The sequence below is a fragment of the Paenibacillus sp. Pae15 genome, from assembly GCF_024519685.1.
GTDB classification, from domain to species: Bacteria; Bacillota; Bacilli; order Paenibacillales; family NBRC-103111; genus Paenibacillus_G; species Paenibacillus_G naphthalenovorans.
The window spans coordinates 139,309-154,026 of record NZ_JALJRM010000006.1 but is presented as its reverse complement, the minus strand read 5'-3'; the positions used below and the strand labels follow the sequence as shown (position 1 = coordinate 154,026).

The window sequence follows — 14,718 nt, the reverse complement described above, 5'->3', positions numbered from 1 at the left end:
TCATTCCTGAAAAATATATGTTTGCAGGAGAGTCTTTATTCTATCTTTTTGGAAAAAGAAAAACCTCTATGACCTTTTATAAAAGGTTCATAGAGGTGATAGTCAAAAATGCGCGGCTGTGGGAACAGGACGACCGTTTTTCCATTGATAAGCAACAGAGCGGGCGGGGACGAAATAAGAATCCTGTACCAACAGCACTCGAAGATCCTGCATACCGTCCAGTTGATTCTGCAGCTGTTTGCTGTCAATCAGCCGCATAATTTCAATCGCGTAGTCAATCCAGACTTGTCCGGAATCCTGGATGATAAAAGGCAGCTTAATCGCGGGTGAATACATGCTTGCCGTTTCTTCCGCCTTGCGGTTTAATATTTTGTAATCAATGGTATAAAAGCCCGGAGAAATTTCTTCCCCCAGCGGAAGCTTGCCTCCTGATTTGATCTTGTATTCGTCAACGGCCTTCTGAAGATCCAATGTTTTTTGAAATGAAGGAATATCCATCATTTTTACCGCAGGCTTTGTTTCCACATCGACAAGAACATAGGCAGCGGTGCCGCCGTTCTCAAAGGCATTAACCGGGATAGAGCTGAGATAGGGACCCTGAAGCTTTCTAAAATCAACCGGATATTTCTCATAGATCGGTGTATTTTCGGTGCTGTTTTTGATAGGCAGTACCCCTGTCTTCGCTTTGTATTGATCAATCGCGTTCTGTACAACCATGACGTATTCACCGCTCGCCATCTGGTTTTCCTTACGCAGTTCCTTAGGGTACAAGCAGCCGCTAAGCAAGACGGCCGACAGCAGCAGCGTCCCAAAAAGACGCCATAATCTCATTACCATTCCTCCTCCTGCTGTTTTTCCAACTGACGGCGTATCGCACTTTTCAGCGGATCCTCCGGGACAAAGACGGTTACGGGTTCCTGGCCGCTTAATTTGGCCTGACAGGCTAACCGATATCCTTCTTCATAAAGGCTTCCCAGCTTCAAACGTTCATTTACGTTCATCGCCTTCAAACCCGTTTCGCCGCCTGCAATGACTCTTACCTTGCACATCAGGCAAGCGGCTTTGCCGCTGCATCGAGTTCGAATGTGCACACGAGCCTTCCGGGCCGCATCGAGAACCGTGGTGCCGGGCCTCGCTTGAATCGACTTGTCATCCGGCATAAAAGTGATTTCCGATGCCATATCACGGCCTCCTTCATTGAGTTAGAACACGGCCTAAGAACTTTCTTATTCCCCCATATATTCTAATAGCTGCTTTAAACGCGCGATCAGCTCGGCACTGAACTGATTGCGTTCCGCCAGCTTTTCCAAAACAGTCCTGTGAATGTCCAATCCACTTTTACGGCAAATGTCTGCAATCGCATGATAGCGGTCCGGACGGTTTCTCAGCATATTAAAAATCATTTCGTGCATGAGCGGCATAAGATGGATGACGGTCCCGTCGTGTAATGAACCCCTCACCGCATGCTCCGCCGCCAAGTAACCGGCTTCTACCCGATATACGCTGTCCATGGCCCGCACTTCGAATGCGCCTACCAATTCCACCTTGACTCCCGCGACCTCATAATGACTCAGAATCGAGCTGTAGATCGCCGTCTCGCTTTCGATCTGCTCATCGGTGGAAAAATGCGCCAACGCCTTGTGCATGACAGGCGCCTGCTCGCGATCAATATACAAATCCAAATCCCGCGGAGCGGCTGACAGGGCAGCACCTTGCAGCATCAGCCCCGTACTTCCTCCGACCAGCCATGTCAGGTTCATATGACGGGTGGATGCAACAAGCTCTTTAAGAGCACTATGAAGCGGCTCCGGTGCGGTTATGACGTTCTGATATTTTATCACGGCTTCCGTCTCTCCCCTACATTATGGATACAAACATGTAGAGCAGGATCGGGATAAACATTAAAAAAGCAATAAGCGATAAAATAAACCGGACCACGCCGGTCGTTTTGTTTCTTGCATACGTGATCAGCAGTGAAGCAACTACCATCAAGCCGATGGCAACAAAAGATGCCCACATCTTGTCCAATGGCGACATATCAATTCCTCAACCCCCAAAAATGCTGCATAGATAATTACATCATAACACAAAAAAAGCACAAGCGCCCTTGTACGGCAGCTTATGCCATAAAACTGTTACTTTTTCATGATGTTTTTCATGAGCTGTTCCATATTATTCGGGTCCATCTTACTGCTTTTGATCGCTTGAATGAGTTCTTTCGTGGTTTGTTCCGATACAGGGATGTTCACCAAGCCCGCTACCTGTTTGATCAGCTTTCTCAGTTGAGCTTCACTTTGCATGGTTGACGGTTTAACGCCGCTGGCCAGCTTATATATATCCTTTTCCGAAACACTTTTACCGGTCTTCTTTTTCACGACATTGAGCACTTCTTTGGGCGTGTTCTTGCCAGTCAATAATTTCGACCTCCTCAGACAGAAAATGACCACAATAGTCCGCATGGCCGGACTAAAGTTTCAGTCTGAGGTATTATATGTATCTTTTGCTAGACCCGTGTAGGCGGAAGCCTCAACACAGCCAATCCGTTTGCAACTGCTTGGCCACTTCCTCGATTTCATGTGTAGGACCGCGGCCCATCAGATCCTCTACCGCCGTCTTGGGGTCTTTACCGTCAAATAAAACCTGATGCAGCTCATCTGTAATCGGCATGGTAATCCCGTGTTTGCGAGCCAACAGATAGGCAGCTTGCGTCGTCTTTACTCCTTCTACCACCATCCCCATCTGCGCAAGAACCTCCTCAAGGGAAAGCCCCTTGGCCAGCATCGAACCGGCCCGCCAGTTGCGGCTGTGCCGGCTGGTACAAGTCACTACCAAATCCCCGATCCCGGCTAAACCTGCAAACGTCAGCGGGCTTCCGCCCATAGCCGTACCAAGTCTTGCGATTTCGGCCAGTCCGCGGGTAAGAAGCGCCGCCTTCGCATTATCCCCGAAGCCAAGGCCGTCGGAGAGACCGGCTCCCAATGCAATAATATTTTTGAGTGCGCCTCCTACTTCAACCCCTACCACATCCGGATTCGTATAGACGCGGAAATACGAGTTAATCAGCAGGTCTTGAGCTTTTTCAGCCGCTGCTTTATCATGCGCAGCCACGACAACCGTAGTCGGACAACGCTCTATCACTTCTTCCGCATGGCTCGGCCCGGACAATACAACGATCCGATTTGGGTCATACATTGGCAGCTCATCCTTCAGAACCTCGCTCATCCGTTTCAAGGTACCTGACTCAAACCCTTTGGTTGCGTGGATTAACAACGTATCTTCATTTACGTAGGACTTCAAAGCGGAGGCAATTTCCCTCATCGCCGATGATGGAGAAACAATGAACACGGCCTCCGCGCCGTTTACCGCTTCCTCCATGGAGTTCGTTGCCCGAATGAGAGGGGATAGCTCCACGTCATGTAAAAAACGGCGATTGCGATGCTCCGTGTTAATCTCCTCCACCTGGTTCTCGTTTCGGGACCACAGGCAGACCTGACGGCCGTTCTCCGCAAGCACCGAGGCAATCGCGGTTCCCCAGCTTCCTGCGACCAACACCGCAACTTTGCCGGAATCAGGCATGTACGAACACCTCTTTAGCATAGGATTAAAGTTGCTTTTTGGCACCAAGCTTATTTTCATTTCCTTTTAGCAGCTTCACGATATTGCTCCGGTGTTTAAACCACGCAAAAACAAAAAGAAGCAAACTGAGCACTAATATTTCATTAGGCAGGCCCATAAACCAGATAAAAATCGGTAAGAGAGCAGTAAACAAAAGCGAGCCTAATGAAACGTATCTGGTCAATACGATGGATAATATGGCAATGATTCCGGCATAGAGCGCTGGAAAAAAGGCAAGCGTCGCCATCACTCCGATGGTTGTCGCTATTCCCTTGCCGCCGCGGAAGCCAAAAAAGATCGGCCAGTTATGTCCGACGATGACGCTGATTCCTGCCAGTACTTCGAATAGGGAACTGCCGCCGCTTAAATAGCTGCCGATCCATACGGCGCTCATCCCTTTGATCACATCCAGCAGCAGCACGGTAATTCCCGGACCTTTGCCAAGAACACGCATCGTATTGGTGGCCCCGGCATTCCCGCTCCCGTGCTGACGGATGTCAATTCCCTTCAGCAATTTGCCGGCTAAACAGCTGAAGCTTACCGAGCCAAGCAAATACCCGATCACAAGTGACAATAAGCTCATCAAGACACGTTCTCCTACCCTTCTTCAGACTTGCGCCGAGTAAACATCCGAACGGGTGTTCCTTCAAAACCGAAAGCACTGCGGATTTTATTTTCCAAATACCGTTGATAAGAAAAATGCATAAGCTCGGGATCATTGACAAAAAAGACGATCGTCGGAGGCTTAACCGCCACCTGGGTAGCGTAATTAATTTTCAGGCGCTTTCCTTTATCCGTCGGAGGCGGATTAATGGCAACGGCATCCGATACCACATCGTTGAGGACATGGGTTTGAATCCGAAGCGTATGCTGCTCCGCAACATGATTCACCATGGGAAACAGTTTATGCAATCTTTGTTTGGTTTTGGCCGAAAGGAACACGACGGGCGCATAAGTCATGAATAAAAAGTGATCGCGGATTTTCTGGGTAAACTGGTGCATCGTTTTGTCATCCTTCTCGACGATATCCCATTTATTCACTACGAAAATCGCCGCTTTCCCCGCCTCATGCGCATATCCTGCGATATGTTTGTCCTGCTCGATAATTCCTTCCTGCCCATCGATCACGATCAGAACAACATCGGCCCGTTCAATGGCTTTCATGGCCCGCATCACGCTGTACTTCTCCGTCGTCTCGTATACCTTGCCTCGTTTGCGCATACCCGCCGTGTCAATAATGACGTACTTCTGCCCATCCTTCTCGAATGGCGTATCGATCGCATCCCGTGTCGTGCCGGCCACATCACTGACAATAACCCGCTCTTCCCCAAGAATCGCATTGACCAAAGAAGACTTGCCGACATTCGGACGGCCGATCAGCGCCACCCGGATGACGTCCTCTCCATACTCCTCATCCGAGGTATCCGGAAAATGTTTAGTCACCTCTTCCAGCAAATCGCCGATGCCTGTGCCGTGAGAACCGGAAATGCCCACGACTTCTCCGAATCCGAGACTGTAAAACTCATAGATATCGTCCATGCGCTGTAAATTATCTACTTTATTCACGGCGACGACGACAGGCTTTTTCGCCCGGAACAACAGTTCTGCAACCTCGCTGTCAGCCGGGGTGATCCCTGCTTTCGCATCGACCATAAAGATAATGACGTCCGCTTCCTCAATAGCGAGCTCCGCTTGCGCGCGAACGGAGCGCAGAATATGATCTTCGCCATCAATTTCAATCCCGCCGGTATCGATGACGCTAAATTCCCTGTTCAGCCATTCCCCTGTACCGTACAGGCGATCGCGGGTTACCCCTGGCTTATCTTCAACGATCGCCAGCTTATCGCCGATGATACGATTGAATATCGTCGATTTTCCTACATTAGGCCGCCCGACGATGGCTACGATTGGTCTTGCCATGCACTTCATTCCCTTATATATAATGTGGATAATCCAATCAAACGCGTATAGCGGTAGTTTTTGGCGCAATATCATAGCTTCCGAGCCATGCTGCAAGCTTGGGTCATTAAGCCAAAAACCATCGATGCAATTCGAAGATGAGCGACCGCGTATAGCGGTAGTTTTTGGCGCAATATCATAGCTTCCGAGCCATGCTCGCAAGCTATGATATTATAACAAAATATAGCAAGCAAGTAAATGAAATGAGACATCGCTAATCATGATAAGCTTTATGATCGACGATGATGAATGTCCCATTCTGCAAATCATAAGCGGAGGCATCCAACTTTTTCTCCAGCTTGAACGCCACCTCCTGTTGTTCATCCGGATTATCTACAATAAAGATCGGAGCTCCTCCGCCTACCTTATTTTTGTACATCGTCACCACGCGCACGGCAAGCCGGCCGTCATTCATATCCAGCCTCGCAAGAGGGACCAGAGAAGGCTCTCCTTCGTCCCGGTAAACGCCCATAATCGTTGATATATCATGGAGAAGCGCCTGCCTTTGTCACGGATTGGCGATCGTAACCCGTGCATTTTTGTCCTTGGGCACCAGTACCAGTCCGAGTGCTTTTTCGCGGAGAATGTTTTGTGATTCACTTAATCCCGCATTCTTACGTCCCTGAACTGCTGAGCGGCCATGGCCAAAAACGTAATGGCGGTATAGTTTTTCTCAAGCAGAGACGGTACGGCTACGGCACCCAGCCCCGCCGCAATCACCCCCAACGAGAGGTGAATGATTTTCCCATGAGGATAGGTCGGGTATTGCCGGTAATCCGTCCTTAGCATCGTAAACCGGGCGGCTACCCCAAACAATACGCCCAAGACAATCCCTACGGTAAACTTTTGCTCAACGATCCAAGCCTACATTTCAATCCACTTCCTTCCGGATTTTTTGACCGGCCCAGATTCACCAATGTGTTGAAGTCCCTTACTCCTTGCGCTCCCGTATAGCATTCCAAACATAATAATACGCTTTTTTGCATCCTGCAGCCGCTGACTCCAACACAAGCGAGCTTCCTCTTGCCGCATAGAGGGTCAACCACCATACATCCTGAAACCCCGCATGACCTATCACCATATCCGTTTGTTCCCGATGGGAATAGGCGTACATTCCCTCTCCAATAAGCAGCCCCAGAGACAAAGCGGCTACCTGGAAAGCAGGCCAGCGCACCAGTGCAGAAACGAGCAAACCATTGATTATCGCCATCGTCCACTCTGGATTAAGAATGATCATCGCCGGCATCAGATGGATGGTTTCCTTCAAAAAGAAAAAAACCGACCCGAGCAATAGTCCTACGGAGAATAGATGAAAACGCAGCAGCATTCCCCGGGTTCGCAAAATAACCAGAAACGACACCGCCAAAAGTAAAGGAACGCAGCCGAATATCCGCCATTGATCCAGCGTAAAGCTCCAGCCCAGTAAAAGCAGCCAAGCAATAAAAAAAAGAAGTAGACTCAGATGAGTAATACCTCTTAATATAATCTCTTTCCAGCCACTGGCGAACAAAATCAGCGATACAACAATCAATAATAAGGACAGATAGCCCGCGTTCATTCGCACCACCCCAAATGTAAACACCCAGCTCTTTACCTTAGTATGGCTTTCCATATTTGGTTTTAATCAAACTTTTCGGTATCCCGTACGCAAAGCGTAAGAGCTTATATCCACCCCGCGAGCGGCGCACCACTCCGCCGTTTCTCCCGTTATCACTACCGGCATCTCATGCAAACGTTCTATGGAGTTTGCACCCATCGCCGTCATCAGGAGACAAAGTTCTTCATGGAGCGTCACGATGTGGGTCACAAGCGCCTCCGTTCCTTGTTCGCGCAGCACTTTCAAGAGAGATCCTGCCATGCCTACAGCGGATGCGCCAAGGGTTAAAGCTTTGCAAACCTCCAGCGTCCGGGAGATCCCTCCCGCGGCAATAATAGAGGCGTCAATTTGATTCCGATGCTTAGCTTCCAACACTTCAAGAAGTGCGATCGTTGTCTTGCAGCCCCAATCATTCAGCCAATCCATAGGAACACGGCGTCGTGCATTCTCTATGGCAGCGAAATTGGTACCGCCTGCACCCCCTACATCGATTATTCGTACACCGCATTGAAACAAAGCCTCCGCGCTTTCCTTGACCATGCCGAAGCCGACTTCTTTTACCATGACAGGCACGCCGACTTGATCGACAATCGTTCGGATCCTTTCCAGCACCCCGCAGAATTCCCGGTCACCTTCCGGCATAATCAGCTCCTGCATCACGTTCAAATGAATCTGCAGAGCGTCTGCCCGAAGCATGTCCACAGCGCGTAAAGCTTGCTCCAGCGTCGCTTCGCTCCCTAAATTCCCGAAAACGATTCCTCCCGGATTTACCTTGCGGACAACACGGTAACTGGATTCCACTTCCGGATTCTTGATCGCCGACATTTGAGAGCCGACGGCCATAGCGAGTCCCGTCTCTCTCGCCGCCGCTGCCAGTTCCCTGTTAATTTCTTCCGTCTCATGAACTCCTCCGGTCATCGCATTAATGACAATCGGCGAGCTCAAATTGAGTTCGCCGATTGAGGTTTGTAACGATATCTGGTCCGAAGAAATGCCCGGGAGACAATTATGGATCAGCTTGATATCGCGAAAGCCATGCTCATCGCTATGACCAAGCTGCAGAGCATGATGTACATGCTCCATCTTCCTTGATATGCGCACCCGTATTCCTCATTTCTTGAGATAAATGGCTTATTTGAATTTGCTTAATTTATCACCAAAACGCTCACCCAGCGTTAAGTTCAAGCTTTGAAGCTCTTCATGGGAAACCGATTCTCTTTTGGATCCTCTTTCTCTATCCGCTTTCGGTTCACGAGCTGGCGCTTCTTCCGTTTCTTTAATGCTCAAGGAAATGCGTTTTTCATCAGGATTCATATCAAGCACTTTCGCCTGAACCTCTTGACCCTCCTTCAGCACTTCAAACGGAGTAGCGATGTGACGATGAGCAATTTGGGAAATATGAACCAGTCCTTCAACACCTGGAGCCACTTCGATGAATGCGCCGAATTGAACAAGACGCTTGACGGTCCCCGTTACGATATCGCCAATTTTAATTTTGTCCTGCACCTGCTGCCAAGGTCCCGGCTGAGTAGCTTTGATGCTCAGGGAAATACGCTCATTCTCGGGATCAACCTTCAGCACCTGAACTTTAACCTGATCGCCTTCCTTTACAACTTCAGAAGGGGTTTCAACATGGTGCCAAGCCATTTCAGAAATATGAACCAGACCGTCTACTCCGCCGATATCGATAAATGCACCGAATTGCGTCAGACGCTGAACCGTACCGGTCAACTCTTGACCGACGGAAATTTTGGAAAGAACTTCCTTCTTCCGGGCTTCGAATTCTTCATCCAACACATCTTTTTGAGAAAGAATCACTTTGTTTTTTTCGCGATCCATTTCTTTCACGCGCAAACGCAGCGTGCGGCCCTTGTAATCGCTGAAATCCTCAACAAAATTGCGCTCCACCATGGAAGCCGGCACAAAACCGCGAAGACCTACGTCAACGACCAAGCCGCCTTTCACCACTTCAGCAACTTTTGCCTCCAGGATCGTTTTATTTTCCATATCGGCCGCCAGCTTATCCCACGCTCTTTCATTATCGATAGCGCGCTTGGAAAGCACCAGCTTTTCCTTGTTGTCGTCAATGGTCAATACCTTTAATTCCACTTCCTGACCTACTTCAACACCTTCAGCGGCATTTTCCAATTGAAGGGAAGATAATTCACGCACAGGAATGACGCCGTCATATTTGTAACCTACATCGACGATGGCTTGGTCGGAATCGACTTTAATCACTTTACCTTTAACGATATCGCCTTTCTTAAGAACGACGACATTCGCCATGGATTCTTCTTGAGATGCCTCTTGCTGTACATTTGTTTCTTCTGTCATATCAATTACCTCCTTAACAACCTAACCACAGTAATGTATTTTAGAAAAAATTTCATCATCGTTTTTTAAGTATGCCACAATTTCTCATTTCGATTCGTGCTGCTTCACCATAGCGCGAATGACGGTCATAATTTTGTCAGTAGCCTGCTCCAATCCTTCCGGACCTCCGTCGGCAAATTCACTGATGTCAACCGGCGGGCCGTAGACTACCTTCATCCGTCTAAAAGGCTTGTAGCTGCCGATGATGGCTGCAGGAATAACGGTCGCTCCCGATTTCATCGCCAAGCTGGCCGCACCTTTTTTCCCTATGCCTCCGGCGTTGCTTCGCGTGCCTTCCGGGAATATGCCCAGCATATGGCCGTCTTTCAGAAGCTGCAGTGAAAGTCGAATCGATTCTTTGCTGACGCCGCCGCGCTTGACCGGAAAAGCTCCGATTCTCGGAAGAATATAACCCAGGACCGGGACTTGAAACAGCTCGGCTTTGGCCATGTAATGAACCTTGCGGTCAAGCGGCGTGCCCAAAACCGGCGGATCCCAGTTGCTTCTGTGATTGGCGCAGAGCACCACGGCGCCTTCCTTGGGAATGTTTTCTCTCCCTTCGGCCTGCAATCGGAATAAAATACGGAACAAAAGACGGAAAATACCGCGAAAAAAAGTGTACAGCAATCTTAGTTCACCCCACTTACACGGGTCTTGCAGAGCTCCAATATGCGATCCACCACTTCGGGTATCGTCATTTCGGTGGTATCCATCCATACGGCATCCGGCGCTTTCACAAGCGGCGAGGCCTCGCGCTGTTCATCCATCCGGTCCCTCTCCGCAATTTCGCGTTCCAATTGCTCAAGCGTAATATCCGGTCTGTCGCCGCTGATTTCCTTGAGTCGTCGTTCGGCACGGACTCTGACGCTTGCGGTCAGAAAGATTTTCAATTCGGCATCCGGCAATACATGACTGCCGATGTCTCTGCCGTCCATAACAACACCTTTCTTGCTGGCCAGTTCCTTTTGCTTAGCGGTTAGAATACTGCGGATTTCGGCGATGGATGCAATCCTGGACACATTCCCTGTCACCTCTGCCGAACGAATCATGCCCGTAACGTCTTTGCCGTCCACAAAAACCAATTGTCCGTGCTCGCCGGGTTCCAAACGGATATCCAATCTTTCCGTCAACGCAATCAAATCCGCCGTTTGCTCCAGTGGAAGGCCCTGCTGCAAAATACTCCAAGTAACGGCCCTGTACATCGCGCCTGTATCAACATATACAAAACCAAGCGCATTTGCTACGAGACGAGCTATGGTGCTTTTGCCTGCCCCTGCCGGACCGTCGATGGCGATGTTAAACTTCTCCAAGATGAGGCCTCCTTAATACAATGAAGCGGACGAGCATTTTGAAAAAAAAACAGGCCGAAGCCTTAAGCAATCAAAATTATACCATAGTTTTCCCTATGAAGCAAAACTCTAGTGCCTAATCCGGTTTATAGCCGGAGAGGAGGCTGACGGATAGGGATTGCCTTCGAGCTGTTCCACTTTTACTAAGAGATGCCGAATCTGCGGATGCTGCAGCAGCAGCTGCGATACGGCCAATGCCATCATAAGTATAACGAGCATGACGATCAGCGCTTTTTCCACCCTTTGAGCAAACAGCAAAAACAAGTCTTCGTATCTGCCCGTCGTTTCGTTATGATTCTTAGGCTTCATGAGCATGCCACCCTGTTATTTTGGATGGTAGTATACCCTATGACAGGAAAAATATGCCCTTTAATTTTTACGGATTTCGAGCTGCCTTTCGAAGCAGAAGCGGATAATCTTTTGCCGGTCGCGGTCGCTGATTTCGGCGTAACGCAGGATGACCTGCTGCTTTCCCGTTTCCACGGGCTTTACGCGCACGATTTCGCTTTTGAACGGCACATGCTCGATTTGCCCGTTCTTATAGTGAATCAGCAGCATGCAGCTTGCTGTTTGCCCGGTATGAGCGGGAATGTAACCGTCGCAATAAAAGGAAATGCCGCCGCCGCTGACATCCTCCGTCAACGTAACGAACTGCAGCTGCTCAGATAATTTCACGGCAATCTCAAGTTCGGCAGGCACACGCAAAAAATTTCTTCTCTGTGCCTTTGTTATGGATTCGGGCTGCGGTTTTTTGATGTGCACCAATCTGATGACATCATCTGAAAAACCGGTAACGGAAGTGTTAAAATAATTTTTCACTCCGTCTTCGGTAATGAAATAAACGGAAAGCTCGTCCCCTTGGTATAATCGCTTGAAACGTCCTGTTTTATCCGACATCGGAATCTCCATGCTGATATGGGATTCCGTGATATCGGCTATCCTGGATTTATACTCTTGTTTCGCTTCTTCCTCATCGATGGAGTTGATTTGTATGTACAAAATTTGGTTTATTTTTGGTAGCAAAGCCCGACCCCTCCCTGTGTGCTTACCGCCAAGTCTTTTTGTACTGTGCAGCCTACTTGATTATTATAGCATTCCAGGTGCATATGGAAAGGGGACAACGAAAAAAAGCCCTTACTGTTGAAGTACGGGCTTTTTTCACACGAATTATTGACTTACAGCGGCGGCTTCATCCGCTCCCAAATGGTCGATTTTTTCTTCGGCACCGGAGTCCGCATTAATGTAAACACGGTACACGCCTCCATTCACGCGTCCGACATACTGATAGCACAAGACCTCTTCATCAATATCGTTGCGAATCAGCGCTTTATCCACACTCGTAACCTTGAAGTTCGGACTTAATGTTTTGAGCGCTTCTTCGTTCGTCAGCTTGGGTGCCGGAAGCTGGCGGTCTTTCTTATCGAACACATAATCGCTTGCCTCAAGTCCGGTCACTTCCCCATTATCCAGCGCCACTCTAACGGCTACCTTCTCCAAATAATTGATCACATCATTCGTCCGGGCGGCGAAAGTCAAGTTGGCTGTATTGTAGTATTCGTCATAACTTACGGCTGTCATATCCTTATAGTCATGTTCGTCCAGAAATTGTGCCGCAATATCTCTGGCTTGGCGCAAATCCAGCTTCTTTTCAGGAACATCGCGCGGGGCCGAAAACCATAGCAGCTGTCCGCCTTTGCTGGAGAAATCCATCTGAATTCCGTCCGGCGAACCGTCTCTCGGCGCGCTTACGCTAAACGAATGGTTCTCGGTACCCGCCCCGTTCTCGACCACCTTCAGCGCGGATGCATCAATCCCCAGGAATTTTGCCGCCTTTTGCTTTACGTCCTCCGCCGTTACCTCCGGTCCCGAGAGCATGCTGATATCCCGTCTTTGATACATGCTCATCACGGCGGGACTCCAACTGATCTCCGGATATTCACCTACCTTTTTGTCCATGGTGGAGAAGCCGTCAATAATGGCGTTGTCTTGGTTTTCTTTGTTGGAAGCCAGAGCGAGCTCTACATCCATCCAACGTAAATTGTTCTGAAGGACTTTCGTCTGGACGTCGCGCAAATCTTTCGCAATTTCGGTGGAATGCTGGTAAAGTGCGTTCATCGTCTTGATCTCCTGCTCATCCAGCGGATGCTTGCTCAGGTCGCGGACGGCAGCGCGATAAGCGAAATTGGAGATTTTGGACAAAAAGTCTTCAGTCTTGCTGAACGGAAGCATGGTCAACGGCAGCTGGCTGATCTCATTCTGCGCCTGGCTGGTAATGCGCCAAACGTTGATCAACCCTTTTTTGTATGCATCCTGTGAGGTGGAATTCACTGCGAGCGTATTGCCGAGCTCGGTGTGCAGCTTGTCCAGATGAAACGATAAGTCATGGAAAGCACGTTGATATTGATTTTCCGCCTTCATCAAGATCGTGTTTTTTTCCTGATGCTCGAGGTACCCCCACACCCCGGTCCCGATGAGCGCCAGCAAAAGAAACGGAAACATGACGATGCTCAATCTTTTGTACATTTTCGACAGATCTCCCTTCATCAGAAAAACTTGGGCTTAGTTTGCGCTTGAAGGTAGATCCTTTATGCAATCAACAAAATAAAAAAGTCGGCTTCCGCCGACCCTGACACTTCAGAAATCATGTGTTTCGATGTCAAAATCCATTTCATTATTGCAGATGCACTGCTTAAAGCCGGTATCAATCTTTCCTTTTTCCTTCCGGCCCCTCAAAATAAATTTCTCTCCGCATCTTTTACAGCGGATCGTTACTTTCACGCGCGGGCTTGCTGCGGTCATGGCTTCCCTCCGGTATGCGCAATCGTTATTGTACTCCCATTATGGGCAAACCGGCTATATTTTAATCCGTTCTTCCCGTGTTATCCTCCCGAGAGGCGACTTGGCGTTGGCCCGGTTCACTTTCCACAGGCTCCGCAGCCACAAGAAGCACATCAGCGGCGCCATAAACCAAACCCAATACGATTTGGTGGCAAGCAAAATATAGTCAAAAATGCCGTGCCAGAAAAACGGCAGCGCGAAAGCATAGAACAAATGCCGATTGGTCCGTTCCGGAGTAAATCTCGCTTTGCCGAAATGAAAACCCATCATGACACCGAACATGGCGTGACCCGAAACGGGCAGGAATGCCCGCATCATCAAATCCGCAAAATGAAGATTGCTCAAAAAAGCGTAAATGACATTCTCCAGCGTGGCGAACCCGAGAGAAACGGCCACGGCATATACAATGCCGTCGTAGGGTTCGTCAAAGGAGGTATGCTTGAATATAACAAAATAAATGATGAACCATTTAAAAAACTCTTCTGGAAATGAAGAGGCGACAAATGAAAAGACAAACGGATCTTCACCGAGCCCCTGCAGCAGCGCATGTTGAAGCACCATGACAGGAAACACAAGGATCATCCCGAACAAAAAAAGCTTCAACACCTGAGAGATCGGCTCGGGATCGTAACGGTCTTTTAAATAAAAATACGACAGCAGAGCGACACCAGGCGCAATAGCCATCGTAAGGATAGATAAGACGCTCAAAGCGGCCCTCCCATCTTTACGCCCAGCCGCGGAAACGCGCAGCCTCCGCCATTTTGCGGACGCCGGCCATATAAGCAGCCAAACGCATATCGACATTTCTCGTCACATGAATATTATAGACATTTTCAAACCCTTTTTCCATCATTTCTTGCAGCCTGGCATGCACTTGCTGCTCCGTCCAGTAATATCCCTGATTATTTTGCACCCATTCGAAGTAGGACACCACCACGCCTCCTGCACTAGCCAGCCCATCAGGTTCCAGCAGGTCATCGCCCTTGA

18 protein-coding genes and 2 pseudogenes are annotated in these 14,718 nt (G+C 49.0%); all 20 read right to left on the bottom strand.

What is annotated here, in order from left to right; all coding sequences use genetic code 11:
• Window positions 1–102 precede the first annotated feature (102 nt).
• A complete protein-coding gene (locus tag NR121_RS07285; RefSeq protein ID WP_062408870.1) occupies window positions 103–831 on the bottom strand; it encodes a hypothetical protein in 729 nt (242 codons plus the stop codon).
• Window positions 831–1,181, bottom strand: coding sequence for a 2Fe-2S iron-sulfur cluster-binding protein (locus tag NR121_RS07280; protein WP_054818273.1), 351 nt, complete (start codon window positions 1,179–1,181; stop codon window positions 831–833). Before NR121_RS07280 ends, NR121_RS07285 begins: the two co-directional genes overlap by 1 nt.
• 45 nt (window positions 1,182–1,226) lie before the next feature.
• On the bottom strand, window positions 1,227–1,841 hold the full coding sequence (locus NR121_RS07275) for a nucleotidyltransferase domain-containing protein (protein ID WP_054818272.1): 615 nt from the start codon (window positions 1,839–1,841) through the stop codon (window positions 1,227–1,229).
• A 16-nt stretch (window positions 1,842–1,857) separates the two neighbouring features.
• The gene (locus NR121_RS07270; RefSeq protein ID WP_062408872.1) at window positions 1,858–2,037 is read right to left on the bottom strand and encodes a DUF2768 family protein; all 180 of its coding nucleotides are present in this window, start codon (window positions 2,035–2,037) and stop codon (window positions 1,858–1,860) included.
• 98 nt (window positions 2,038–2,135) lie between these two features.
• Entirely contained in the window at window positions 2,136–2,459 is a 324-nt protein-coding gene (locus NR121_RS07265) for a stage VI sporulation protein F (protein WP_171005811.1), read from the bottom strand.
• 67 nt (window positions 2,460–2,526) lie between these two features.
• Window positions 2,527–3,576, bottom strand: a complete 1,050-nt coding sequence (locus tag NR121_RS07260) for an NAD(P)H-dependent glycerol-3-phosphate dehydrogenase (RefSeq protein ID WP_062408873.1) — start codon at window positions 3,574–3,576, stop codon at window positions 2,527–2,529.
• Window positions 3,577–3,601: 25 nt separating this feature from the next.
• Window positions 3,602–4,198, bottom strand: coding sequence for a glycerol-3-phosphate 1-O-acyltransferase PlsY (gene plsY / locus NR121_RS07255; RefSeq protein WP_174350366.1), 597 nt, complete (start codon window positions 4,196–4,198; stop codon window positions 3,602–3,604).
• 14 nt (window positions 4,199–4,212) lie between these two features.
• Entirely contained in the window at window positions 4,213–5,535 is a 1,323-nt protein-coding gene (der, locus tag NR121_RS07250; RefSeq protein ID WP_062410956.1) for a ribosome biogenesis GTPase Der, read from the bottom strand.
• 253 nt (window positions 5,536–5,788) lie between these two features.
• Entirely contained in the window at window positions 5,789–5,953 is a 165-nt protein-coding gene (locus NR121_RS07245) for a capping complex subunit for YIEGIA (RefSeq protein WP_373864961.1), read from the bottom strand.
• Window positions 5,942–6,432, bottom strand: a pseudogene (locus tag NR121_RS07240) (YIEGIA domain-containing protein); the annotation flags it as partial. The gene NR121_RS07245 and the pseudogene NR121_RS07240, both read right to left, overlap by 12 nt.
• 73 nt (window positions 6,433–6,505) lie before the next feature.
• A complete protein-coding gene (locus NR121_RS07235; protein ID WP_256831018.1) occupies window positions 6,506–7,132 on the bottom strand; it encodes a YphA family membrane protein in 627 nt (208 codons plus the stop codon).
• 66 nt (window positions 7,133–7,198) lie between these two features.
• Window positions 7,199–8,272, bottom strand: coding sequence for a type 2 isopentenyl-diphosphate Delta-isomerase (gene fni / locus NR121_RS07230; protein WP_309144122.1), 1,074 nt, complete (start codon window positions 8,270–8,272; stop codon window positions 7,199–7,201).
• A gap of 30 nt (window positions 8,273–8,302) precedes the next feature.
• On the bottom strand, window positions 8,303–9,505 hold the full coding sequence (gene rpsA, locus NR121_RS07225) for a 30S ribosomal protein S1 (RefSeq protein WP_062408877.1): 1,203 nt from the start codon (window positions 9,503–9,505) through the stop codon (window positions 8,303–8,305).
• A gap of 84 nt (window positions 9,506–9,589) precedes the next feature.
• Window positions 9,590–10,171: a lysophospholipid acyltransferase family protein gene (locus tag NR121_RS07220; RefSeq protein ID WP_062408878.1), complete on the bottom strand. Its 582-nt coding sequence runs from the start codon at window positions 10,169–10,171 to the stop codon at window positions 9,590–9,592.
• A 2-nt stretch (window positions 10,172–10,173) separates the two neighbouring features.
• The gene (cmk, locus tag NR121_RS07215; protein ID WP_054818268.1) at window positions 10,174–10,854 is read right to left on the bottom strand and encodes a (d)CMP kinase; all 681 of its coding nucleotides are present in this window, start codon (window positions 10,852–10,854) and stop codon (window positions 10,174–10,176) included.
• 108 nt (window positions 10,855–10,962) lie between these two features.
• Window positions 10,963–11,202 carry a hypothetical protein gene (locus NR121_RS07210; RefSeq protein WP_054818267.1) on the bottom strand — a complete coding sequence of 80 codons (240 nt, stop codon included), beginning with the start codon at window positions 11,200–11,202 and terminating at the stop codon, window positions 10,963–10,965.
• 60 nt (window positions 11,203–11,262) lie between these two features.
• A complete protein-coding gene (locus tag NR121_RS07205; protein ID WP_074726800.1) occupies window positions 11,263–11,916 on the bottom strand; it encodes a flagellar brake protein in 654 nt (217 codons plus the stop codon).
• A 144-nt stretch (window positions 11,917–12,060) separates the two neighbouring features.
• Window positions 12,061–13,416: a germination protein YpeB gene (gene ypeB, locus NR121_RS07200; protein ID WP_062408880.1), complete on the bottom strand. Its 1,356-nt coding sequence runs from the start codon at window positions 13,414–13,416 to the stop codon at window positions 12,061–12,063.
• A 330-nt stretch (window positions 13,417–13,746) separates the two neighbouring features.
• A complete protein-coding gene (gene prsW, locus NR121_RS07195) occupies window positions 13,747–14,439 on the bottom strand; it encodes a glutamic-type intramembrane protease PrsW (protein ID WP_062408881.1) in 693 nt (230 codons plus the stop codon).
• 16 nt (window positions 14,440–14,455) lie between these two features.
• Window positions 14,456–14,704, bottom strand: a pseudogene (locus NR121_RS07190) (glutamate dehydrogenase); the annotation flags it as partial.
• Between the last annotated feature and the right edge of the window lie 14 nt (window positions 14,705–14,718).

What these genes read in the sequence shown, in the direction of transcription:
- NR121_RS07285 (WP_062408870.1), bottom strand. Translation starts at nt 831, where the DNA reads ATGAGATTATGGCGTCTTTTTGGGACGCTGCTGCTGTCGGCCGTCTTG.
- NR121_RS07280 (WP_054818273.1), bottom strand. Translation starts at nt 1,181, where the DNA reads ATGGCATCGGAAATCACTTTTATGCCGGATGACAAGTCGATTCAAGCG.
- NR121_RS07270 (WP_062408872.1), bottom strand. Translation starts at nt 2,037, where the DNA reads ATGTCGCCATTGGACAAGATGTGGGCATCTTTTGTTGCCATCGGCTTG.
- NR121_RS07265 (WP_171005811.1), bottom strand. Translation starts at nt 2,459, where the DNA reads ATGCGGACTATTGTGGTCATTTTCTGTCTGAGGAGGTCGAAATTATTG.
- NR121_RS07260 (WP_062408873.1), bottom strand. Translation starts at nt 3,576, where the DNA reads ATGCCTGATTCCGGCAAAGTTGCGGTGTTGGTCGCAGGAAGCTGGGGA.
- plsY (WP_174350366.1), bottom strand. Translation starts at nt 4,198, where the DNA reads ATGAGCTTATTGTCACTTGTGATCGGGTATTTGCTTGGCTCGGTAAGC.
- der (WP_062410956.1), bottom strand. Translation starts at nt 5,535, where the DNA reads ATGGCAAGACCAATCGTAGCCATCGTCGGGCGGCCTAATGTAGGAAAA.
- NR121_RS07245 (WP_373864961.1), bottom strand. Translation starts at nt 5,953, where the DNA reads ATGTACAAAAATAAGGTAGGCGGAGGAGCTCCGATCTTTATTGTAGAT.
- NR121_RS07235 (WP_256831018.1), bottom strand. Translation starts at nt 7,132, where the DNA reads ATGAACGCGGGCTATCTGTCCTTATTATTGATTGTTGTATCGCTGATT.
- rpsA (WP_062408877.1), bottom strand. Translation starts at nt 9,505, where the DNA reads ATGACAGAAGAAACAAATGTACAGCAAGAGGCATCTCAAGAAGAATCC.
- NR121_RS07210 (WP_054818267.1), bottom strand. Translation starts at nt 11,202, where the DNA reads ATGAAGCCTAAGAATCATAACGAAACGACGGGCAGATACGAAGACTTG.
- ypeB (WP_062408880.1), bottom strand. Translation starts at nt 13,416, where the DNA reads ATGTACAAAAGATTGAGCATCGTCATGTTTCCGTTTCTTTTGCTGGCG.